The sequence below is a fragment of the Burkholderia sp. WP9 genome, from assembly GCF_900104795.1.
GTDB lineage: Bacteria > Pseudomonadota > Gammaproteobacteria > Burkholderiales > Burkholderiaceae > Paraburkholderia.
The window spans coordinates 4,657,640-4,679,206 of record NZ_FNTG01000001.1; the positions used below are offsets into that span (position 1 = coordinate 4,657,640).

20 protein-coding genes are annotated in these 21,567 nt (G+C 65.6%); 16 read left to right on the top strand and 4 right to left on the bottom strand.

Annotation, left to right across the window (positions count from 1 at the left end; translation table 11 throughout):
• Positions 1–3 precede the first annotated feature (3 nt).
• The 15 genes from BLW71_RS20830 (at position 4) to BLW71_RS20900 (ending at position 15,559) form a co-directional block, all read left to right on the top strand.
• Positions 4–255: an acyl carrier protein gene (locus BLW71_RS20830; RefSeq protein WP_007180827.1), complete on the top strand. Its 252-nt coding sequence runs from the start codon at positions 4–6 to the stop codon at positions 253–255.
• The gene (locus BLW71_RS20835; RefSeq protein ID WP_091799905.1) at positions 255–917 is read left to right on the top strand and encodes a COG4648 family protein; all 663 of its coding nucleotides are present in this window, start codon (positions 255–257) and stop codon (positions 915–917) included. The genes BLW71_RS20830 and BLW71_RS20835 overlap by 1 nt, the downstream gene beginning before the upstream one ends.
• Positions 914–2,893 carry an ApeI family dehydratase gene (locus BLW71_RS20840; protein WP_091799908.1) on the top strand — a complete coding sequence of 660 codons (1,980 nt, stop codon included), beginning with the start codon at positions 914–916 and terminating at the stop codon, positions 2,891–2,893. Before BLW71_RS20835 ends, BLW71_RS20840 begins: the two co-directional genes overlap by 4 nt.
• Positions 2,893–4,617 (top strand): glycosyltransferase family 2 protein, encoded by a 1,725-nt coding sequence (locus tag BLW71_RS20845; RefSeq protein WP_091799911.1) that lies wholly within the window; start codon positions 2,893–2,895, stop codon positions 4,615–4,617. The genes BLW71_RS20840 and BLW71_RS20845 overlap by 1 nt, the downstream gene beginning before the upstream one ends.
• Positions 4,604–6,199, top strand: a complete 1,596-nt coding sequence (locus tag BLW71_RS20850; RefSeq protein WP_091799914.1) for an HAL/PAL/TAL family ammonia-lyase — start codon at positions 4,604–4,606, stop codon at positions 6,197–6,199. The genes BLW71_RS20845 and BLW71_RS20850 overlap by 14 nt, the downstream gene beginning before the upstream one ends.
• Entirely contained in the window at positions 6,196–6,627 is a 432-nt protein-coding gene (locus tag BLW71_RS20855) for an acyl-CoA thioesterase (protein ID WP_091799917.1), read from the top strand. Before BLW71_RS20850 ends, BLW71_RS20855 begins: the two co-directional genes overlap by 4 nt.
• Positions 6,615–7,316 carry a LolA family protein gene (locus tag BLW71_RS20860; RefSeq protein WP_091799919.1) on the top strand — a complete coding sequence of 234 codons (702 nt, stop codon included), beginning with the start codon at positions 6,615–6,617 and terminating at the stop codon, positions 7,314–7,316. Before BLW71_RS20855 ends, BLW71_RS20860 begins: the two co-directional genes overlap by 13 nt.
• Positions 7,316–9,724: an MMPL family transporter gene (locus tag BLW71_RS20865; protein WP_091799922.1), complete on the top strand. Its 2,409-nt coding sequence runs from the start codon at positions 7,316–7,318 to the stop codon at positions 9,722–9,724. The genes BLW71_RS20860 and BLW71_RS20865 overlap by 1 nt, the downstream gene beginning before the upstream one ends.
• Complete coding sequence (locus tag BLW71_RS20870) at positions 9,721–10,902, top strand: beta-ketoacyl-[acyl-carrier-protein] synthase family protein (protein ID WP_091799925.1); 1,182 nt, start codon at positions 9,721–9,723, stop codon at positions 10,900–10,902. Before BLW71_RS20865 ends, BLW71_RS20870 begins: the two co-directional genes overlap by 4 nt.
• A gap of 20 nt (positions 10,903–10,922) precedes the next feature.
• The gene (locus tag BLW71_RS20875) at positions 10,923–11,408 is read left to right on the top strand and encodes a hotdog family protein (RefSeq protein WP_091801075.1); all 486 of its coding nucleotides are present in this window, start codon (positions 10,923–10,925) and stop codon (positions 11,406–11,408) included.
• A complete protein-coding gene (locus tag BLW71_RS20880) occupies positions 11,405–12,130 on the top strand; it encodes a 3-ketoacyl-ACP reductase FabG2 (RefSeq protein ID WP_091799927.1) in 726 nt (241 codons plus the stop codon). The genes BLW71_RS20875 and BLW71_RS20880 overlap by 4 nt, the downstream gene beginning before the upstream one ends.
• The gene (locus BLW71_RS20885) at positions 12,130–13,356 is read left to right on the top strand and encodes a beta-ketoacyl-ACP synthase (RefSeq protein ID WP_091799930.1); all 1,227 of its coding nucleotides are present in this window, start codon (positions 12,130–12,132) and stop codon (positions 13,354–13,356) included. The genes BLW71_RS20880 and BLW71_RS20885 overlap by 1 nt, the downstream gene beginning before the upstream one ends.
• Positions 13,353–14,594: a beta-ketoacyl synthase N-terminal-like domain-containing protein gene (locus BLW71_RS20890; RefSeq protein WP_091799934.1), complete on the top strand. Its 1,242-nt coding sequence runs from the start codon at positions 13,353–13,355 to the stop codon at positions 14,592–14,594. Before BLW71_RS20885 ends, BLW71_RS20890 begins: the two co-directional genes overlap by 4 nt.
• 36 nt (positions 14,595–14,630) lie before the next feature.
• The gene (locus tag BLW71_RS20895; protein ID WP_091799937.1) at positions 14,631–15,053 is read left to right on the top strand and encodes a signal peptidase; all 423 of its coding nucleotides are present in this window, start codon (positions 14,631–14,633) and stop codon (positions 15,051–15,053) included.
• A gap of 62 nt (positions 15,054–15,115) precedes the next feature.
• A complete protein-coding gene (locus tag BLW71_RS20900; RefSeq protein WP_091799940.1) occupies positions 15,116–15,559 on the top strand; it encodes an excinuclease ABC subunit A in 444 nt (147 codons plus the stop codon).
• 143 nt (positions 15,560–15,702) lie between these two features.
• Here the strand turns inward: BLW71_RS20900 and BLW71_RS20905 are convergent, their stop codons facing one another.
• Positions 15,703–16,431, bottom strand: a complete 729-nt coding sequence (locus tag BLW71_RS20905) for a class I SAM-dependent methyltransferase (RefSeq protein ID WP_091799942.1) — start codon at positions 16,429–16,431, stop codon at positions 15,703–15,705.
• Between the two features lie 108 nt (positions 16,432–16,539).
• On the opposite strand from BLW71_RS20905, the gene BLW71_RS20910 reads away from it, so the two are divergent.
• Positions 16,540–17,784 (top strand): NAD(P)/FAD-dependent oxidoreductase, encoded by a 1,245-nt coding sequence (locus tag BLW71_RS20910; RefSeq protein ID WP_091799945.1) that lies wholly within the window; start codon positions 16,540–16,542, stop codon positions 17,782–17,784.
• Between the two features lie 102 nt (positions 17,785–17,886).
• On the opposite strand, the gene guaD is transcribed toward BLW71_RS20910, so the two are convergent.
• From guaD to xdhC, 3 genes are all read right to left on the bottom strand, one after another.
• The gene (guaD, locus tag BLW71_RS20915; RefSeq protein WP_091799948.1) at positions 17,887–19,242 is read right to left on the bottom strand and encodes a guanine deaminase; all 1,356 of its coding nucleotides are present in this window, start codon (positions 19,240–19,242) and stop codon (positions 17,887–17,889) included.
• Positions 19,243–19,347: 105 nt separating this feature from the next.
• Complete coding sequence (locus BLW71_RS20920) at positions 19,348–20,400, bottom strand: adenosine deaminase (protein WP_091799951.1); 1,053 nt, start codon at positions 20,398–20,400, stop codon at positions 19,348–19,350.
• 84 nt (positions 20,401–20,484) lie between these two features.
• Complete coding sequence (gene xdhC / locus BLW71_RS20925; protein WP_091799954.1) at positions 20,485–21,501, bottom strand: xanthine dehydrogenase accessory protein XdhC; 1,017 nt, start codon at positions 21,499–21,501, stop codon at positions 20,485–20,487.
• Positions 21,502–21,567: the final 66 nt, after the last annotated feature.

Here is a 21,567-nt window from a genome sequence, read left to right on the forward strand (position 1 = left end):
ATCGTGTCCGAGGCAGAGATTCTGGAGCGCATCCGCGCTATCTTCAAAGAGAACTTCGCGATCGAGCCCGAGCGTGTCACGCCCGAAGCGCATCTGTTCGAGGACCTCGATCTCGACAGCATCGACGCTGTCGACCTCGCGATCAAACTGCAGGAAATGACCGGACGCCGCATCAAGCCGGAAGAGTTCAAGTCGGTGCGCACCGTCGGCGACGTGATCGGCGCGGTCGAGTCCCTGCTCGCGGCACAAGGCTGATGTCCGTCGCGCGCTCGCGAACGCAAGCGGCGGCGCGGCGGGCCGACGAAGCCTCGCCCGGCGCCGGGCGCCACTTCGGCAAAACCGTCGTGCAGGTGCTGTTGAAGCTCGCGTACCCCGCGCTGATCCTGTGCGCGTGGCGCTGGGACACGCCGCGCTACGTCGGCTGCATGCTGTTTGCGATTCTCTGGCTGCAGCGCTGGGCCGGTAGCGGCCCGGTCGCGACTTCGCTGCGGCGGCTCTCCACGATCGACTGGAGCGTGGTCGGTCTGCTGAGCTGTGCGTCGGCGGCGATCGTGCTGACCAATAGCGAATTGCTGTTGCGTCTGTATCCGTCGCTCGTCAATCTGGGCCTGTTGATCGCGTTTGGCGCGACGCTCGTGCGCGGGCCGTCCATGATCGAAAAATTCGCGCGCCTCGGCAATCCGGATCTGCCGCCGGGGGCGGTGCGCCATACGCGGCGCGTGACGCAGGTGTGGTGTGCGTTCTTCGTGCTGAACGGCGTGTTTTCCGCTTATACCGCGTTGTATTGGAGCCGTGCCAACTGGTCGCTGTATAACGGCGCGATTGCGTATGGGTTGATCGGCGTGCTGCTGGTGGCCGAGGTGATCTGGCGTTACCTGGTCGTGCTGCCGCGTGCCACGCGTTCGGAGGCGGCATGATCGCGTTGCATGATCTGTTGTCGGCGGTTCATGAGAGCGCCGCGTTGCAGGAGCCCGTATGCCGCGATGGCGCCAAGGTGCTCGACCGCGCGGCGTTTCGCGCGCGCGTCGCCGTGTTGATCGCGCTCGTGCAAACGCAGGGCGCGCAACGCTACGCACTCTGTATCGACGATCCGTTCGATTTCGCCTGCGCGCTTTTCGCGCTGCTCGCGTGCGGCAAGGAGCCGGTGATTCCGGCCAACTCGACGCCAGGCTATCTCGCCGATCTCGCCGATGCGTACGACGTGGTGCTGACGGATGCGGATTTGCCGCTGTTCGAGCTTTCGGCCGGAGCCAACCTCGGTGTCAACGCCGAAGCTGAAGTCGACACCGACCTCGATACGTTGGCCCGCGTCAATGCAGCCGCGGCGGAGCACGCCGGAGTCGCCACTGACACCGGCATTGGAAGCGACGAGGCCGCCTCAGAGCACGCCGGAGCCACCATTGGTATTGGAAGCGCCCAGGCAGCCTCAACGCAAGCCGGAGCCGCCACCGGCACCGGAAACGCCCGAACAGCCTTCGACCCCACCGCAGCCACCACCGCCACCGGCACTGCAAACGCCCAGGCAGCCTCGGCGCACACGTCTCGCGCCGCTCACACAATCGACCCGCAAGCCCCGCTCACGCTCTACACCTCCGGCAGCAGCGGCCGCCCCAAGCCGATCCGCAAGACGCTCGCGCAATTCAACGCCGAAGTGCACACACTGGAACAGCAGTGGGGCACGTTAATCGGTGACGCGACGATGCTCGCGAGCGTGCCGCATCACCACATTTACGGTTTGCTGTTTCGCGTGTTGTGGCCGCTTGCCGCCGGCCGCGCGTTCGACCGTGCGATCAGCATCGAGCCGTTGCATCTGCAAACGCAGATCGAGCAATGCGGCGCGGCGGTGATCGTCTCGACACCGGCGCAATTGTCTCGCTGGCCCGCCTTGCCTGGCTTCGCGGACTTGACGCCGGCGCCGCGCGCGATCTTTTCATCGGGCGGCCCGCTGGCGTTTGAAGCCGCGCAGGAATATGCCGCGGCTTATGGCGCCGCGCCGCGCGAAGTCTACGGCAGCACGGAAACCGGTGGCATAGCGTGGCGGCGCCAGGATCAGACAGATGCCTGGCAACCGCTATCCGGCATCGCAGTGCGCCGCGACGAAGACGGTGCGCTGAACGTCCGCTCACCGCATCTCGATCACGCCGGCTGGCATCGTACCGACGACAGGATCGCCTTCGACGCCGATGGCCGTTTCCGTCTGCAAGGCCGGCTCGACCGCGTGCTCAAGCTCGACGGCAAGCGCGTGTCGTTGCCGGAACTGGAAGCGCGCCTCGCGCTGCATCCGTATGTGGCGCAAGCGGCGATCGTGCCGCTCGCCGGCGCCTCGCGCGAGCGCGTCGGCGCCGTCGTGGCGCTGACGGAAGCGGGCGGTGCGGCGCTGCGCGACGAAGGCCGCGTGGCGCTCGCCAAGATCCTGCGCCGGCATCTCGCCGAATACTTCGACGTGGTGGTGCTGCCGCGCCACTGGCGTTTTCGGGTCACGCTGCCGTTCGACGCGCGCGGCAAACTGCCGGTGGCCGCCGTGGCGGCCGCCTTCGAGCCGCGTAGCGAAGGCGTGGAAGTGCTGGCCGAAGCGCGCAGCGGCGACACACTGCATTACGAGTTGCGCGTGCCGCCCACGCTCGCGCATTTCGCCGGCCACTTTCCCGGCCTGCCGATTCTGCCTGGCGTCGTTCAGGTCGACTGGGCCGTGCGCCTCGCCGCCGACCACTTGCCGGCCGTGCGCGCGGTGGCATCGATCGACCGTCTGAAGTTCATGGCGCCGGTTTCTCCAGGCGCGGTGCTCGCGCTCACGCTCGCTCACGACGCGGCCCGCCGGCGCCTGCAGTTTGCATACCGCGCGAACGGTCGCGAATGCGCGTCCGGTGTAATCGTCTACGGGGCGCCGGCGTGATGACCTTCTCCCCATGCATCGTCATTCCGATCTACAACCATAAGGACGCGATCGGCGCGACCGTCGCTCATCTCGCGGTTCACGGCCTGCCGTTTTTCGTCGTCGACGACGGCAGCGACGAGGCCACCCAGCAAGTGCTCGCCGCGCTCGCGCAGCAATACGCAGGGCGGTTCACGCTGCTGCGGCTGCCGGTCAACGGCGGCAAGGGCGCGGCGGTGATGGCGGGGCTGCGCGCCGCGCGCGAGGTCGGCTACACGCACGCGCTGCAGATCGACGCCGACGGCCAGCACGACGCCACGGACGTGCCCCGTTTCATTGAAGCGGCGCGCGCCGAACCGGGCGCGGTGATTCTCGGCCGGCCAATCTATGACGAGAGCGTGCCGAAAGCGCGTCTCTACGGCCGTTATCTCACGCATGTGTGGGTGTGGATCGAAACGCTTTCGCTGGCCATCCGCGATTCGATGTGCGGCTTTCGGCTCTATCCGCTGACGCTGGCCTGCAATCTGATCGACAGCGTGCGACTGCCCACGCGCATGGACTTCGACATCGAGATCCTCGTGCGTCTGTACTGGCGACGCGCCGCGTTCCGTTCGATTCCGACGCGCGTCACCTACGCGAGCGACGGCGTCTCGCATTTCGACGTGCTGTGGGACAACGTGCGCATCAGCCGCAGCCATACGCGGCTCGTGTGCGGCATGCTGTGGCGTCTGCCGGTGCTGCTCGCGCACAAGCTGATGCCGCGTCGCGCGGCACTTGCGGATGGGCAGTGCAAAGAAAATGACCAGGACTGGTGGCGTATCGCCGAACGCGGCAGCCATCTGGGCATGTCGTTGCTCGCGCTCAGCTGCAAGCTCTTCGGCCGACGTTTCACCGCGCTCTGGCTGCACCCGATCGTCGCGTATTTTCTGCTGACGGGCCGCGCCGCGCGCGAGGCCTCCAGCAACTACTTCAGGCATCTCGGCAAGACCGCGCCGCAGGGCGACACGCCGCGTCCCGGCTGGTTGTCCGCGTACCGCCATATGCTGGCGTTCGCGCAATCGGGCTTCGACAAGCTCGCCGCGTGGTCGGGCCGCGTCAACAATGCAGACGTCAAGTTCGAAGATCCTTCGGCGTTCGAAGCATTGGTGAAGAGCGGCAAGGGCGCGCTCGTGATCGGCGCGCATCTCGGCAATCTGGAGATGACCCGCGCGCTCGCCGCGCAGGGCGCATATGCGAAGGTCACGGCGGTCGTCTATACGGAGCACGCGCGCCGTTTCAATAGCGTGCTGGCCTCGGCCAATAGCGAGTTCGCGAAACATCTGCTCGAAGTCAGCGACTTCGGGCCCGAGACCGCGATGATGATGCAGGAGCGCGTCGACGCCGGCGAATTGCTGGTGATCGTCGGCGACCGCGTGCCCGCGCACGAAGCGGGCCGCACGACGGAGGCGCAATTTCTCGGCTCGACCGCGCCGTTCGCGCAAGGGCCCTATGTGCTCGCGCATGCGTTGGGTTGCCCGGTCTATCTGTTCTTCTGTCTGAAAGAGCACGACGGTTACCGCCTGTATTTCGAACCGTTCGCCGAGCGCATCGAGTTGCCGCGCCGCGAACGCGCGCAGCATCTCGCCGCGTGGGCGCAGCGCTATGCCGTGCGGCTCGAACATTATTGCCGCAAGGCACCTTATCAATGGTTCAACTTCTTCGATTTCTGGGCCAGCCCCAAGCGAGGCGCAAATGGCCGAACATGATCTGATCGATGTGCCGAATGCGGGCGCCAACGTGAACAAGGCGGCGGTCGTCATAGGCGGTCGCAAGCTGACGATCGAAGAGGTCGTCGCGATCGCGCAGCATCGCACGCCGGTTGCGTTGAGCGCCGATCCGGCGTGGCGCGCGCGTATCCAGCGCGGCGCGGATTTTCTGCGCCGGCATCTGGCCGCGGGCGCGACCGTATACGGCGTCAACACTGGTTACGGCGACGCCTGCGTGGTCGACGTGCCGATGGAGCTGGTCGAAGCGTTGCCGCTGCAACTCACGCGTTATCACGGCTGCGGGATGGGCCAGTATCTCGACGACGCGCAAACGCTCGCGGTGATCGCCGCGCGGCTCAACTCGCTTGCTTATGGTTTTTCCGGCGTGCGTCCGGTGTTGCTCGAACGTCTGGCCGATCTGGTCAATCATCGTGTGTTGCCGCGCATTCCGTCGGAAGGCTCGGTCGGCGCGAGCGGCGATCTCACGCCGCTCTCGTATGTGGCCGCCGCGCTCGCGGGCGAACGCGACGTGATGTTCGAAGGGCAGTTGCGCAATGTGCGCGAGGTGTGGGCCGAGCTTGGTCAAACGCCGCTCACGCTCGCGCCGAAAGAAGGGCTCGCGCTGATGAACGGCACCGCCGTGATGACCGGTCTCGCCTGTCTCGCGTTTGCGCGCGCCGATCATCTCACGCGGCTGACCGCGCGGCTGACGGCGCTGTGCACGGTCGCACTCGACGGCCGTGCCGCGCATTTCGACGCGATGCTCTTCGAAGTGAAGCCGCACGCCGGCCAGGCCGAAGCGGCGGCATGGATTCGGGACGACCTGTCCGGGCGCGACGACACGCCGGGTCACCGTCTGCAGGACCGCTATTCGATTCGCTGCGCGCCGCATGTGATCGGCGTGGCGCGCGACGCGCTCTCGTGGGTGCGCCGCGATGTCGAGAACGAACTGAACAGCGCGAACGACAACCCGCTGATCGACCCGGACAATGAACGCGTGCTGCACGGCGGCAACTTCTACGGCGGCCATATCGCCTTCGCGATGGATTCGCTGAAGGTTGCGCTCGCCAATCTCGCCGATCTGATGGACCGGCAACTCGCGCTCCTCGTCGACGTCAATTTCAATAACGGCTTGCCGCGCAATCTGTCGGGCGCCACGTCCGCGCGCGCCCCGATCAATCACGGGTTCAAGGCGGTGCAGATTTCGTCATCCGCATGGACCGCTGAAGCGTTGAAAAACACCATGCCCGCGAGCGTGTTCTCGCGCTCCACCGAGGCGCACAACCAGGACAAGGTCAGCATGGGCACGATTGCCGCGCGCGATTGTTTGCGCGTGCTGGAGTTGACCGAGCAGGTCGCCGCCGCGCATACGCTCGCAACGGTGCAAGCCGCCCGGTTGCGCTTGAAGATCGACAGCGGAACGCCGGTTCCCTCGCCGCTGCGAACGTTTATGGACAGCGTGAGCGCGCAGTCGCCATTCGTCGACGAAGACCGCGCACTGGAACACGAGCTGCGCGCGCTGACCGCGCGCATTGCCGCGTGCGATCTGCTGCAGGACTATCGCGGAGGATCGAACGCATGAGCGTTTCCCGCAAAGTGCTGAGTGCGAGCGCGACGGTGGAAGTGCCGTTCCATGACGTCGACGCGATGAACGTGTGCTGGCACGGGCATTATCTGAAGTACTTCGAAATCGGCCGCGCGGCGCTTCTGCGCGCGTTCGATTACGACTATCGCGAGATGCAGGCTTCGGGCTACCTGTGGCCGATCGTGGAAGCGCATCTGAAGTACGTGCGGCCGGCCACCTACGGGCAGCAGATCGAAGTGCGCACGCAACTGCTCGAACACGAAAACCGCCTGAAAATAGGCTATGAAATCGTCGATTGCGTGTCCGGCACGCGGTTGACCAAGGGCTACACGATCCAGGTCGCGGTCGACGCCGCCACGCAGGAGTTGCAGTTCGTCTCGCCGCCGGTCGTATTCGAGAAACTGGAGCGCGTATGGGGACGATGAAATTGCGCGCCGTGCTCGTCGGAGCATTGAGCGCATTGAGCGTGACGGGCGTCCTCAGCATGTTCGCTGTGACCGCATGGACGCAGCCCGCCTTGGCGGCATCGACGACCCAGGCCGCGCCTGCCGCGGGCAACCCCGCACTCGTTTCGCAGATCGCCGCGCACCTCGCGCAAGCCAAGGGCGTGCGCGCGCAATTCACGCAGACGCAAACGCTCGCCGCGATGAAGCAGCCGCTCGTGAGCACCGGCTCGCTGCTATTTTTCCGCGAGCGCGGCGTGATCTGGCAGATCGACAAGCCCTACAAAGCCACCTATGTCATCACCGATGCCGGCGTCGCCGAAGTCGCTGCCAACGGCCAGCGCGTCACGACTCACAGCGCACAGGGCACGCGCGGCGTCGCGCAAGTCTCGAAGATGATGCGCGCCATGCTCGGCGGCGATCTGTCGGCGCTCTACTCGCAATTCGACGTAGAGGCTCAAGGCAGCGCCGCGCAGTGGCGCATGCAACTGACGCCGAACCAGCCGCAGATCGCCCAGTCGATCAAAGGTCTGGCGATGAGCGGCGGCGACTATCTGCAGAGCTTGCGCATCACGCTGGCGAACGGCGACATCACCCAGCTCGACTTCACGAAGAGCGCGGCCGTGAGCGACCTCACCGCGGCTGAACGCGGCTTGCTCGGGGCGCCGTAATGGACATGCTGCAACAGCGGTCCACGAAACAGGCGTGGGGCATGCGCGCCGCGTGGCTGCTGCTCGCGCTCGTCGCGGCGCTGTATTGCGGTTGGCGGTTCGCCGGACCGTCGCCGCTGCAAACCAATCTGCTTGCGCTATTGCCCGCGACCGAGGCCGATCCCGTCGCGGAAAAGGCGGTCGATACGCTCGCGAGCGCGCTCGGCGACCGCACCGTTTTTCTCGTCACCAGCAACAACGACGCGCACGCGAAAGCCGCGGCGAAACAACTGGGCGCGGCGTTGCAAAAGAGCGGCGCGTTCGGTTCGGTGACGGCGGAGTTGCCGCCGTTCGATCTGTCGCAGATCGCGGCGCTGTATATGCCGTATCGATTCGGCTTGCTGGCGCCGACGGACCGCGCGGCATTGGCCGGTGGCGCGGCGGGCGCCACATTGCGCGACACGCTCGCCCAGCGCATCTATAGCCCGCTGCGCGGCGGACTGACCACACCGCTCGCCGACGATCCGTTCGGCTGGCTCGAACACTGGCTCGGTGGCCTGCCGCTCGCCACCTCGAATCTCGAACTCGAAGACAACATGCTGGTCGCGCATCAGGGCGCCGCCACCAGCGTGCTGATCGTCGCGACGCTGCCCGGTTCCGCCTACGAGACGAAGACGCAGCATGCCGTGCTCGCAGCGGTGGCCCAAGGCGAAAGCGCGTTGAAGCCGTCGTTCCCCGACGTCTCGGTAGCGCGGACCGGCGCCGTGTTTTACGCGGAAGCGGCGCGCAGTGCATCGGAACATGAAGTGCATCTGATCGGCATTGCTTCGCTGTGCGGCGTCGCACTCCTGATGATGTGGGTGTTCCGCTCGCCACGTCTGCTGCTGCTCGGCTTCGTCTCGACCGCGCTCGGCATTGTCTGCGCGCTGGCGGTGACGATGCTGGTGTTCGGCAAGCTGCATCTGTTGACGCTCGTGTTCGGCGCGAGCCTGATCGGCGAGGCCGTCGATTATTCGATCCAGTACTTCGTGGTGTATCTCGGCGCGCAACGCGATTGGGACGCGCGGCGCGGCGCGCGCGCCGTGCGTCCCGCGTTGAGCGTGGCGCTCGCGACAAGCCTGCTCGGCTACGCGATCCTCGCCTGGGTGCCGTTTCCCGCGCTCAAGCAGATTGCCTGTTTCGCGATGGCGGGCATCACGACGGCCTTCGCGTCCGTGCTGTGGTTGCTGCCCGCGCTGCTCACGCGCGCGCCCAAACGCAGCCCCAAGCGCGTGTTCGCGGGCGCGGCGCGTGTGCTGACGGTGTGGCATCGCACGATCGGCGGCAAGCGGGCGTGGTTCGTGGCGGCGCTGCTGCTGTTGCTGGCGATTCCCGGCTGGCTGCGTCTAACCAGCGACGACGATATCCATCTGCTGATCCAGCGTGACCCGGCGCTCGTCGCGCAGGAAGACAAGGTGCGCGCGGCGGTCGGCGTGGATAACAGCGCGCAGTTTTTCGTGGTGCGCGGCGAGACGCCGGAGCTCGTGCTCCAGCGCGCCGAAGCGTTGGGCACGAAACTGGATGCGCTGAACGGCACGGCGAACAAGGTCGGCCGCTATCAGTCGGTCGCGCAATTCGTGCCGTCCGCGAAACGGCAGAATGAAGACCGCGCGTTGCTCGCGCAACACGTGTTCGACGAGCGCGCCGCATTGCGCGCCACACTCCTGCAAGCAGGCTTCAAGGACGAAGTCGCCGACGCGTGGCTCGCTGCGTATGCGAAACCGCAAGCTCCGCTGACGGTCGATACGTGGCTCGCGGCACCGTGGTCACAACCGTATAAACACCTTTGGCTCGGCGAAGTCGACTCGTCGACGAAAGCCTATGCCGCGGTCGTCATTCCGCAAGGCGTGACGCCGCAGAACGAACCCGCGCTGATCGCGACGGCGCAGAGCTTGCCCGGCGTCGTGTTCGTCGACAAGGCCGCCAGCGTGTCGAAACTGTTCGGCGCGTATCGCGTGGATAGCGGTTGGTGGCTCGGCGGCGCGCTAGCTCTCGTGCTCGTTCTGTTGATGCTGCGCTACCGCGTGCGCGGCGGCATCGCCGTGACTTTGCCGGTGCTGCTTGCCGTGGGCGTCACGCTCGCCGTATTCGGCTATGCGCGCGTACCGCTCAATCTGTTCAACTGGCTCGCGCTGATGCTCGTGCTCGGCGTGGGTGCAAACTATGCGGTGTTCCTGCGCGAAGGCTGCCAGCGCGCGGACGCCGATCTCGGCGCGGTGTGGACGGGGGTGTTGTTGTCCGCGGCCACCACGCTGTTGTCGTTCGGCATGCTCGGCATGAGCGCGATGCCCGCGCTGAAGAGTTTCGGCGCGACGCTCGCGCTCGGCATCGCGGTCTCGGTGCTGCTCGCGCCGATAGGCATGCCATCGGAATCAAGGAGGGCCGCATGAAGGCGCCATCAGTTTATTTGCACGCGCTCGGCATGATCAACGCGCTCGGCGGCGACCTCGACAGCATCGTGCCGGCGCTCGCCGCCGGTCATTCGCCGGGTATGGCGAATGCGCATACGGGAATCGGCGAGGCGTTCGTCGGCAGCGTGTTCACGCCGCTGGAGATGGCGCCGCGCGCCGAACTCGCCCGCTACGACTGCCGCAATAACCGCCTGCTGCTCGCCGCGCTGGCGCAGATCGCACCGGCCATCGACGCGGCCCGCGAGGGCTACGGCGCGCACCGCGTCGGCGTGGTGCTCGGCACCAGCACGTCGGGCATCGAAGCGGCCGAGGCCGCGTTCGTCTATCAGGCGCAGGCAGGCGATCTGCCGGCCAACTTCAACTACCGGCAAATGGAGATCGGCACGGCCGCGCCATTCGCCGCCGCCGCGCTCGGCCTGCGAGGTCCGGCGTTCACCATTTCGACCGCGTGCACGTCGAGCGCGAAGGCGTTTGCGTCGGCGCGCCGGCTGTTGCAATTGCACCTGTGCGACGCCGTCGTGGTGGGCGGAGTCGATTCGCTGTGCGAGTTGACGGTGCAGGGTTTCGCCTCGCTTGAATCGACCAGCGCCACGCGCACCAATCCGATGAGCCGCAATCGTTGCGGGATCAATGTCGGCGAAGGCGCGGCGGTGTTCCTCATGAGCCGCGACGAAGCGGCAGTGCGGCTCGCGGGCGTGGGCGAATCGAGCGACGCGCATCACATTTCCTCGCCCGACCCGCAGGGCGTGGGCGGCGAGATCGCGCTACGCGCGGCGCTTGCCGAGGCGGGCGTCGAGGCGTCGGCGATCGGCTATGTGAATCTGCATGCCACTGCCACGCGCAAGAACGACGAGATGGAAGCCAACCTGATGTCGCGTGTTTTTCCAGGCGGCGTAGCGACGAGCGGCACCAAGCCGTTGACCGGCCACCAGCTCGGCGCCGCGGGCGCCACCGAACTCGGCTTCGCGTGGCTGACGCTGGCGCGTGACACCGTGGCGTTGCCGCGGCATCTGTGGGATGGCGAAGCCGATCCGTTATTACCGCTGCTGGATCTGGTCGAGAGCGAACGTTTCCTGCCGCGAAGCGGCGCGCAATACGTGATGAGCAATTCATTTGCTTTCGGCGGCAGCAACGTCAGCCTCGTTCTTGCCCGATGAGTTGCCCGATGAGTCACGCGATGAATCCGCCGCCCACCGTTGACGAACTGCTCCAGCAGCCGATCGAAGCGATCATCCCGCATCGCGGCACCATGTTGCTGATCGACGCCGTGGACACGTTCAGCGCAGAAACGCTGAGCGCGCGCGCCACGGTCCGCGCCGACGCGTGGTATGCCGATGCCGACGGCGCGATGCCCGCGTGGATCGGCATCGAACTGATGGCGCAGGCGATCGCCGCGCACGTCGCATTGCTGGCCATGCGCGGCGGCGGCCGAGCGCGTCCCGGTGTGCTGCTCGGCTCGCGCAGCTATAAGGCATTGCAACCGTCGTTCGCGGCCGGCGCGCACCTGTCGATCCACGTCACGGAACTGCTGCGCAGCGAAGAAGGCCACGGCGCATACGAATGCACGATCCGCCACGGCGACATGGATTGCGCCGAAGCGGTCATCAAGGTTTTTCAACCGCCCGATTTTCAGTCATTCATTGAAGGGAGTTTCAGTTCATGAGCCGGCGTGTTCTCGTTACCGGCGCAAGCCGCGGCATTGGCCGCGCGATTGCGTACAAGTTGGCCGCCGACGGCTTCGCGGTCTCCGTGCATTGCCGCACGGGACGCACCGAAGCCGACGCGGTTGCGACGGGCATCGCCGCGCAGGGCGGCACGGCGCGCGTGCTGCAATTCGATGTGCGCGAGCGCGCCGTATGCCGCGAAGTGCTCGAAGCGGACGTCGCGGCACATGGCCCTTACTACGGCATCGTGTGCAGCGCGGGCGTGACCCGCGACGCCGCGTTCCCCGCGCTCACCGAGGAAGACTGGGACATCGTGATCGAAACCGGTCTCGATTCGTTCTACAACGTCGTCCATCCGTTGACCATGCCGATGGTGCGGGCCCGCAAGGGCGGCCGCATCGTCACGATCGCTTCGGTGTCCGGCGTGATGGGCAATCGCGGCCAGGTCAACTACAGCGCGGCGAAAGCCGGCTTGATCGGCGCGACCAAGGCGCTCGCCGTCGAACTGGCGTCGCGCAGCATCACCGTCAATTGCGTCGCGCCGGGTCTGATCGAAACCGGCATGCTCGACGACATGCCCCTCGAACAGGCGTTGAAGACGGTGCCGATGAACCGCGTCGGCCAGCCTGCCGAGGTGGCGTCCGTGGTCAGCTTCCTGATGTCGGATGCGGCCTCGTATGTCACGCGTCAGGTGATCGGCGTCAACGGCGGGATGATCTGATGAAGCGCGTCGTCATTACCGGCATGGGCGGCGTCACGGCGTTGGGCGATAGCTGGGACGTCATCGAAACGCGTTTGAGGAGCGGCGTGAACGCCGTGCGGCGCATGCCCGAGTGGGATTACTTCGAGTCGCTGCATACGCGCCTCGCGTGCCCGCTGCCGGACTTTACGACGCCCGCGCACTATCCGCGCAAGAAGACCCGCTCGATGGGCCCGGTCTCGATGTACTCGGTGCGCGCGAGCGAACTGGCGCTCGCCGACGCCGGCCTCGCCGACAATGCGCTCATCAGTGACGGCCGCATGGGTGTCGCCTATGGTTCGTCGTCGGGCTCGGTGCAGCCGATCCGCGCGTTCGGCACGATGCTCGAAACCGGCTCGATGGGCGACGTCACGTCGAACAGCTACGTGCAGATGATGCCGCACACCACCGCGGTCAATGTCAGCCTGTTCTGGGATCTGAAGGGGCGAATCATTCCGACCTCGTGCGCGTGCGCGTCGGGCAGCCAGGCCATCGGCTACGCGTATGAAGCGATCCAGACCGGCAAGCAGACGCTGATGCTGGCGGGCGGCGCGGAGGAACTGTCGGGCCCGGCGGTCGCCGTGTTCGACACGCTATACGCCACCAGCACGCGCAACGACGAGCCGCATCTCACGCCGCGTCCGTTCGACGCCGCGCGCGACGGCCTCGTGGTCGGCGAAGGCGCGGCCACACTGGTGCTCGAAGAATACGAGCATGCGGTGGCGCGTGGGGCGCGCATTCACGCGGAGATTGTCGGCTTCGGCTGCAACTCGGACGGCGCGCATATGACGCAGCCCACCGCCGAAACCATGGCGCTCGCGATGCAACTCGCGCTCAAGGACGCCCAACTGCCGCCGGGAGCGATCGCGTACGTGAATGCGCATGGCACCTCGACGGATCGCGGCGATATCGCCGAAAGCCATGCGACCGCGCAAACCTTCGGCGCGCGCATGCCGATCAGTTCGCTCAAGAGCTATGTCGGCCACACGCTCGGCGCGTGCGGCGCGCTCGAAGCGTGGTGGACCATCGAGATGATGAAGCGCAACTGGTATGCGCCGACCTTGAATCTGACGAACGTCGATCCGGCTTGCGCACCGCTGGATTACATCGTCGGCACGGGTCGGGAGATCGATGCCGAGCATGTGATGAGCAACAATTTCGCGTTCGGCGGTATCAACACGTCGCTGATTTTCAGGCGCGCTCGATGAGCGTGGCGCTGCAACGCGTGGTCGTGACCGGCATGGGGATCGTGTCGTGTCTCGGCAATACGCTCGACGAGGTGTCCGCTGCGCTGCGCGCGGGTCGCTCGCGTATCGAGCGGATCGACGCCTGGCGTGAACGTGGTTTTGCCTCGCAGGTGGCGGGCGTGGCGTCGGTTGCGCGCGAGCCCCTGTTCGAGCGCAAGCTCGAACGCTTCATGGGCGACACCGCGCGGTTCGCCTGCCATGCCGCGCGCAAAGCGATCAGCGACGCCGGGCTCGATGCCGCGGCATTGCGCTCGCCGCGCGCCGGCGCGGTGATTGGTTCGGGCGTCGGCACGATGTCCAGTTACGACGCGGCCGTGGCGATCGCGCAAGCTCGCGGCGTCGACAAGGTGCCGCCGTACACGGTGCCGCATGTTATGAGCAGCACCGCGTCGGCCAATGTCGCGCAGGTGTTCGGGCTCGAAGGGGTCAGCTATTCGCCGTCGTCGGCGTGCACAACGTCGGCGCTCGCGATCGGCCAGGCGATGCAACTGATTCAGACCGGCCGCCAGCAGATCGTGCTGGCCGGCGGCAGCGAGTCGCTGCACGACAACACGACGTTGATGTTCGACGCAATGGGCGCGCTGTCGCGCCGCTTCAACGACACGCCCCAGCGCGCGTCACGTCCTTATGACACGGAGCGCGACGGTTTCGTGATCGCCTCGGGCGGCGGCGTGCTGGTGCTCGAAGCGCTCGATCACGCACTAGCACGCGGCGCGCGCATCTACGCGGAACTCACCGGATTCGGCGACTGCACGGATAGCGCCGGCATGGTCGCGCCGCGCGCGGCGGGGATCGCCCGCGCCATGCGCGGCGCGCTGAACGAAGCGGGCAAGCGGCCCGACTACGTCAACATGCACGCACCGTCTACTCCGCTTGGCGACCTCGAGGAACTGCGCGCGTTGAACGAGGTGTTCGGCGCGGCGTTCGAGCGTGGCGTGCCGGCGTTTTCGTCGACGAAGGGCATGACCGGGCATCCGCTCGGCGCGAGCGGCGCCCACGAGGCGATCTACACGCTGCTGATGATGCGCGATGGCTTTATCGCGGGCTCGGCGGGAATCGACACGCCGGAGGCGGCAGTCGCCGACATGCCGCTCGTGCGTGCGACGCGCGAAGCGCGCATCGGCACGGCGATGTCGGTTTCATTCGGGTTCGGCGGCAGTTGCGCGAGCCTGATGTTCGAAGCATGGCAGGGCGGCTGAGACGGCCGCGACTTTAAAAAAACGAGGGCAAGAAAAATGAAAAGAACAGCTGTATTGGGTGCGCTGGCAGTGGTGATGTTGACGCAGGCGGGATGCGCCACGCAAGTGAAGTCGCTGCCGCTCGCGGCGGCCGGCGGCGAATCGCGCGGCAACGTGCCGGTGTATTTCGGCCAGCAGCCTCACCCGGCGGTCAGGACGCAATTGGGCGACGTGTCGTACTCGGTGCGGATCGCGCGCAAGGTCGCCGGTCCCGACGACGCCTGCCATGAAGCGCTAGCCGAAGCCGTGCGGAAGCTGCGCGCGGCGGCAAACGAACGCCACGCCAATGCCGTGATCGACGTGTCGACACGCTTCCATAGCAGCGAGAGCAATTCGTCGACCGACTTCACCTGCGGGGTCAGTCCCAGCGCGGCTGCGATTGCGGTGAAGGGGCAACTCGTCGTGCTGGAAGCGAACTGAGTCGAATCCGGATAGAACGCAATAGAACTCACCAGAGCAACAACAACGACCAAGGAGTCTGAATGAAACGCCATGTGCTGTTTGCCGCATTGTTCGCATCGTTTACCACGCTGAGCACCGCGCCGGCTTTTGCTCGCGACACGGTCAACTACTATCCGCTCGATCAGGCCTTGCAAAGCGAACCCGGCAAAGTGAGCGACGACATCGCGCTGTATTTCGCGGGTCAGCACCATCCGGCCGTCTCGAAGACGATGGGCGAGTTCGCCACCAACAAGAAGACCAATGCGTTCGGCAAGAGCGACTTGCAAGCGTGCCAGCACGTTTTCCTCTCGGCGGTGATCGAATTGCAGGAACGCGCGCGCAAGGAAGGCGGCAACGCGGTGATCAACATCAAGAGCAATTACAAGAACGAATTGCGTGAGAGCGCGACCGAGTACACCTGCGGCGCGGGCGCGGTGATCGCCGGCGTGGCGTTGACGGGTGAGGTGGTGACGTTGCGCAAGTAAGCGCGGATCCGTGCGCATCAGCACGAACTCGTGCGAGAGGTAGCGAGAAAAAGCGGGAAGGCGGCGCAGTTGCTGCCGCTCCGCGCTGTTTTAAAGCACCGGGCTCGTGCCTTGCTGCATGACTGCCGGGTGCGTTGTAAGGCTTAGCCGGCTTTGATCGCCGCGACATTGACCAGCGTTTCACGACGCTTGCCGGGTTGCGGACGATACAGGCCGAGCCGTTCGAGTAGACCGAAGTCTTTCGCGCGGCTCCACCAGAGATAGGGCAGCGAGACGTTACGCTCGCTAAAGTTGAAGCCGCCGCTGCGGATCATGTCGAGGTAACCGTCAGCGCTTTTTTGCACCTGCATGGGATGACGGAACAGTAGCCGGATCACCCACGATTTGATGTACGCATCCGTGGATTCGGCGAACAGCAGAATGCCGCCGGGTTTGAGCACACGGCGGAACTCGGCGAGCGCGCGCTCCTGCTCGACGAGATGATGGAAAGTCTGATGGCAGAACACGATATCGGCGCTCGCGTCGGGCAACGGCAGCTTCGCGCAGTCGCCATGCAGCAGTTCGATATTGGCCAGTTTGTCGCGGCAGGCGCGGGCCGCGAGCGCGGCGAGCGTCAGCGAAGGCTCGTGGAAGTCGATGCCCACGATGCGGCGCGGCGCGAACGCGTCGGCGAGCAGACGGAAGGACAGACCCTGGCCGCAACCGGCGTCGACGATTACCGGCGCCTCGGGCGAGGGCGTGTCGATGAGACGTTTGAGGTCGTTGATCGCGACCCGCAGTACATGGTGTTCCCAGGTGTAGGTACGCAGGAACCAGATCCCGAAAGCCGTTTCCGGCACGTAAGGGACACGGGATGATTCAGATGGCGACACGCTGGGCTCCCCGGCGAAATAGTGTTTTTGTTGTCAGAGTGTAATTGCAACGAGATGTAAGGATGCAGCGAATCGCTGCTCCGGGCAAGCCAAACGATTGAGGCAAATTTGAGTACACATTCGTCAAAGCGTACGACGGTCGATGTCGTGATCATCGGTGCCGGACCGGCAGGCGCGGTCGCGGCGGCGTTGCTGCGCAAGGCCGGGCGCTCCGTGCTGGTGCTGGAGCGCCAGCACTTTCCGCGCTTCTCCATTGGCGAGAGCCTGCTGCCGCAAAGCATGGCTTACCTCGAAGAGGCCGGCATGCTGCAGGCCGTGGTCGAAGCCGGCTTCCAGTACAAGAACGGCGCGCATTTCGTGTATCGCGATCAGTCGTCGGCGTTCGACTTCCGCGACAAGCACTCGCCGGGCTGGGGCACCACCTATCAGGTCGAACGCGCGGTGTTCGATGACATTCTGATTCGCTGCGCGGCAGAGCAGGGCGCCGACGTGCGCTTTGGGCATACGGTGCGCGCGGTTCATACCGGCGCCACGCCGTTGGTCGATGTGGTCGATGAAGCGGATCACGCGTATCAGGTCGAAGCGCGTTTCGTGTTCGACGCGAGCGGCTTCGGCCGCGTGTTGCCGCGTTTGCTGAACCTCGAAGCGCCGACGCGCATGCCGACGCGCGCCGCGATTTTCACGCATGTGCAGGACGGCATTCCGGCCGGCGTGACCGACCGCAACAAGATCTGCGTGGCGACGCATCCGGAGCGTCGCGACGTGTGGTTCTGGATGATTCCTTTGGCGGGCGGACGTTCGTCGGTGGGTTGTGTTGCCGAGGCGAGTTTTCTCGACCTGCCGGATGCCGAACGCGACGCGAAACTGCGTGAACTCATCCAGCAGGAGCCGACGCTAAACCGCCTGATCGGCAACGCGCCGTTTTTGATGCCGGTGCGTCACATCGGCGGCTATGCGGCGAACGTGGAGCGTTTGCACGGGCCGGGCTACGCGTTGCTCGGCAACGCGGGCGAGTTTCTCGATCCGGTGTTTTCGTCCGGTGTGACGATCGCGCTGCGCTCGGCGCATCTTGCTGTGCAGACCTTGAACCGGCAACTGGACGGCGAACAGATCGACTGGTCGGCTGCTTATGACGTGCCGTTGCGCAAGGGCATCGATACGTTCCGCGCTTTCGTCGAGCGCTGGTACACGGGCTCGCTGCAGGACATCATTTTCTATCCGGAGCAGACGCCGTCGATTCGCCGCATGATCAGCGCGGTACTGGCGGGTTACGCGTGGGACGAATCGAATCCGTATGTCGCCGATCCGGTGCGGCGGCTGAATGCGCTGCATGAGGTGTGCATGCAGCGTTGATTGGCCTGCGCGATCCGGCGCGGGTTCACGGCGGGCATGAATGAAAACGGCGCTTCGTTATCGAAGCGCCGTTTGTTTATTCAACCGCGTGAATCACGTAGCTCAAGCCGCGATTTTCGCCGCGCCGGATGCATGTTGCCGAACATCGTCGCGGCGATGCACGCGCTTGCCGGCCGCATACGTTTCGTAGATCGCGCGATCGTCGCCGAGCAGCGCGAACGCGAACAGCAGTTCCTCCAGCGATTCGGTGCGCGCGGTGCGGCGCGCGAGCAACGGCGTCGCGCGCGGATCGAGCACGACGAAGTCCGCTTCCGACTTCGGCTTTAGCGTGCCGACCTTGTCCGCGAGGTCGAGCGCTTCGGCCGCGCCTGCGGTGGCCAGATAGAACATGCGCGTGGCCGTCAGATGATGGCCGGTCAGACGCGCGACCTTGTGCGCTTCGTTCATGGTCTGCAACATCGAAAACGAGGTGCCGCCGCCTACGTCCGTCGCCAGCGCGATCGGCATGCCGGCTTTATCGGCCTTGTCGAAGTCGAACAGGCCGCTGCCGAGGAACAGATTTGAAGTCGGGCAGTGCGAGGCGACCGTGCCGGTTTGCGCCATCCGCTTGCGGTCTTCTTCGTCGAGGTGGATGCAATGGCCGTACACGGCACGGCGGCGCAGCAGCCCGTAGTGATCGTAGATGTCCAGATAGCTGCGGTGGCCCGGGAACAGATCGGCGACCCATTTCACCTCGTCGTGATTTTCCGCGACATGGCTCTGGATGAAGACGTCCGGATGCTTGCCCGCCAGCACGCCGCATGCTTCCAGTTGCGCTTCGGTGGAAGTCGGCGCGAAACGCGGCGTGAGCGCGTACATCTGGCGGCCGCGATTGTGCCAGCGGCCGATCAGCTCGGCGCTGTCGTCATAGCCCGACTGCGCGGTGTCGCGCAGGAACTCGGGGCAGTTGCGGTCCATCAGCACCTTGCCCGCCACCATGCGCAGATTGCGTGCTTCGCTCTCGGTGAAGAGCGCGTCGGCCGATTCCTTATGGACCGTGCAATACACGAGCGCGGTGGTCGTGCCGCACGCCAGCAGTTCTTCGACGAAAAAGCTCGCCGTGTCGCGCGCATAGGTCGGGTCGGTAAAGCGGCGCTCGGTCGGGAACGTGTACGTCTCCAGCCACGGCAGCAAACCCGGCGCGGGTGAGGCGATCATGTCCGTCTGCGGATAGTGAATGTGCGTGTCGATAAAGCCCGGCACGATCAGCTTGTCGCGCATCTCCACGACCGGGGTGCCGGGCGCGAGTTGCGGCGCGAGCGCAGCATAGGCGCCCGCGGCGACGACATGGCCGTCTTCGACGATCAGCAGGCCGTCCTCGTTGAAGACCGCCGCGTTGGGCGATTGCGCGGGATCGCCGTTGAAGGTCAGCAGTTGCGCGCGGAATGCCGATTGGCCTGCTTTAGCCGATTGAGTCATGGAAAAACCGTCTCCGAATGTGAAAAGCTGAACAGCGCGGACGACGGTTCGATCGAGAGTGCTCACATGAACCCTTGCCGCCGCCGGCTGCGATACATCGGCCCGTCAGTGCGGGCCGCTTGGGTGCCAGTGCGCGTCGAGCTTCGCGATCAGTTCGCTGCGTTGCTCGGGCGTGACGAACGACGCTTCGAAGCTGTTGCGGATGATCGTGTAGACCTCGGCATCGTTGAGCTTCAACGCGTCGATGGTGGCGAGATAGTTGGCGTTCACGTAGCCGCCGAAGTAAGCCGGATCGTCGGAATTCACCGTCACGGCCACGCCGCGATCGAGCAGATCCTTCAGCGTGTGCCTGGTCAGGTCGTCGAACACGCACAGCTTCAGGTTCGACAGCGGACACACCGTCAACGCGACGCGTGAATCGGCGAGGCGCGCGACGAGCGCCGGATCCTCGATGCTGCGCACGCCGTGATCGACGCGGTCCACTTTCAGCAGATCGAGCGCTTCGTAGATATACGAAGGCGGGCCTTCTTCGCCGGCATGCGCGACGAGTTTCAGGCCGAGCGCGCGCGCCTTGGCGAACACGCGTTCGAACTTCGAAGGCGGATGGCCGCGTTCCGACGAATCGAGACCCACGCCGATCAGGCGATGCTTGTACTGTTCGAACAAAGGCCGCGCTTCTTCGAAAGTGGCGAGCGCGTCTTCCTCGGACAGATGGCGCAGGAAACATAGAATCAGCTTGCTCGTCATGCCGCGCTTTTCCGCGTCGGCTAGCGCGCGTTCGATACCGGCCACGACGGTTGCGATCGGCACGCCGCGCTCGGTGTGCGTCTGCGGATCGAAGAAGATTTCGCTGTGAATCACGTTATCCGCGAGACAGCGTTCGACGTACGCCGTCGTCATGTCGTAGAAGTCCTGCTCGTGCAGCAGCACGCTCGCACCCGCATAGTAGATGTCGAGGAACGATTGCAGATCGGTGAACGCATACGCGGCGCGCAGGGCGTCGATCGAGTCGTAGGCGAGCTTCACGCCGTTGCGCTCGGCGAGCGCGAAAATCAGTTCGGGTTCGAGCGAGCCTTCAATGTGGATATGCAGCTCGGCCTTCGGTGCCAGCGCGGTTTTCTCGGCCAGCGGCGTGGAAGTAACGGTCGTTGTAGTCATGGTCGGTCAGGAGTTCGTTGGAATGGTTTCGCGCCGGATGCACTAGCTCGATGGCGATGCGGCCGTGTTTCGCGCCGCCGGGCATCACACCGTCTGCGCGGCGTGATGCGTGCCCGCGTTCGCCTCGACGGCTTGCAACACCTGCGCCGCCGCCGAGATCGCGATGATCTCCGGCGACTTGTCGACGATGCCGTCCACGCCGAGCGGGCACTTCATCCGCGCGATCAGCGACGGATCGAGACCGCGCGCGGCCAGCCGGTGTTCGAACTGCTTGCGCTTGCTGTGCGAGCCGATCATGCCGAAGAACGCGAAGTCGCCACGCCGCAAAATGCGTTCGGCCAACTCGAGATCGAGCGCATGGTTGTGCGTCATCACGATGAAGTACGTGTTCGGCGCGGCCTGGTCGATCGCTTCGTCGGGCGCGTCGTTCGGGTCGATCTTCACGTTCGGCGCGTGCAGCGATTCAGCGGGCGGAAATTGCGCGTCGCGCTCGTCCACCCAGCGGACCGCGCAAGGCAGCGTGGCCAGCACGCGGACCAGCGCGGCTCCCACATGCCCGGCGCCGAACAGCACGACCGCGAAGTCGCCTGGCGCGATGGTTTCGGTGAGCAGCGCGCCGCTGTCGTCGAAACCGGCGCCGTCCCACAGCAGGCAGTCAGCGGCGTCGACGCCCGGCTCGGGGTCGGACAGCATCACCGCATCCGGTGCGGGGCCGAATGATACGCTACGCACCGTCGAAAGGCCCGCGGCCACACGTTTCGCGAGCGACGTGATCCAGCCGAGGTCGCCGACATCGAGCCGCTCGAAAGCGACGATCACCGCGCCCCCGCAGCATTGGCCGAGGCTTGGGCCGAGCGCGAAGCGTTCCAGCCGGCGCATGTGCGGCGAACGCATGCCGTCGCGCAGCACCTGGCGCGCGGTCTCGATGGCTTTCCATTCGAGATGCCCGCCGCCGATCGTGTGTTTCGCCGAATCGCGCGTGACGATCATCTTGGTGCCGGCTTCGCGGGGCGCCGAACCTTCGACGCGCGCGACCGTCACCAGCACGGCGGCGTCGCCGTGCGCGAGCAGTTGTTGCAGGTCAGGTAGCCAGGCTTGCATCCGGCGTTCTCCATACAGGGCCGCGCGGGGTGTCCGTGCGGCCGGTTGACTGTGGGCCGACGCGTT

Bases quoted from the DNA above. Each gene is read 5' to 3' on its own strand.
- BLW71_RS20865 (WP_091799922.1), top strand. From the start codon at position 7,316: ATGGACATGCTGCAACAGCGGTCCACGAAACAGGCGTGGGGCATGCGC.
- BLW71_RS20900 (WP_091799940.1), top strand. From the start codon at position 15,116: ATGAAACGCCATGTGCTGTTTGCCGCATTGTTCGCATCGTTTACCACG.
- guaD (WP_091799948.1), bottom strand. From the start codon at position 19,242: ATGACTCAATCGGCTAAAGCAGGCCAATCGGCATTCCGCGCGCAACTG.
- BLW71_RS20870 (WP_091799925.1), top strand. From the start codon at position 9,721: ATGAAGGCGCCATCAGTTTATTTGCACGCGCTCGGCATGATCAACGCG.
- BLW71_RS20890 (WP_091799934.1), top strand. From the start codon at position 13,353: ATGAGCGTGGCGCTGCAACGCGTGGTCGTGACCGGCATGGGGATCGTG.
- BLW71_RS20840 (WP_091799908.1), top strand. From the start codon at position 914: ATGATCGCGTTGCATGATCTGTTGTCGGCGGTTCATGAGAGCGCCGCG.
- BLW71_RS20855 (WP_091799917.1), top strand. From the start codon at position 6,196: ATGAGCGTTTCCCGCAAAGTGCTGAGTGCGAGCGCGACGGTGGAAGTG.
- BLW71_RS20835 (WP_091799905.1), top strand. From the start codon at position 255: ATGTCCGTCGCGCGCTCGCGAACGCAAGCGGCGGCGCGGCGGGCCGAC.
- BLW71_RS20885 (WP_091799930.1), top strand. From the start codon at position 12,130: ATGAAGCGCGTCGTCATTACCGGCATGGGCGGCGTCACGGCGTTGGGC.
- xdhC (WP_091799954.1), bottom strand. From the start codon at position 21,501: ATGCAAGCCTGGCTACCTGACCTGCAACAACTGCTCGCGCACGGCGAC.
- BLW71_RS20845 (WP_091799911.1), top strand. From the start codon at position 2,893: ATGACCTTCTCCCCATGCATCGTCATTCCGATCTACAACCATAAGGAC.
- BLW71_RS20875 (WP_091801075.1), top strand. From the start codon at position 10,923: ATGAATCCGCCGCCCACCGTTGACGAACTGCTCCAGCAGCCGATCGAA.
- BLW71_RS20895 (WP_091799937.1), top strand. From the start codon at position 14,631: ATGAAAAGAACAGCTGTATTGGGTGCGCTGGCAGTGGTGATGTTGACG.
- BLW71_RS20850 (WP_091799914.1), top strand. From the start codon at position 4,604: ATGGCCGAACATGATCTGATCGATGTGCCGAATGCGGGCGCCAACGTG.
- BLW71_RS20880 (WP_091799927.1), top strand. From the start codon at position 11,405: ATGAGCCGGCGTGTTCTCGTTACCGGCGCAAGCCGCGGCATTGGCCGC.
- BLW71_RS20920 (WP_091799951.1), bottom strand. From the start codon at position 20,400: ATGACTACAACGACCGTTACTTCCACGCCGCTGGCCGAGAAAACCGCG.
- BLW71_RS20860 (WP_091799919.1), top strand. From the start codon at position 6,615: ATGGGGACGATGAAATTGCGCGCCGTGCTCGTCGGAGCATTGAGCGCA.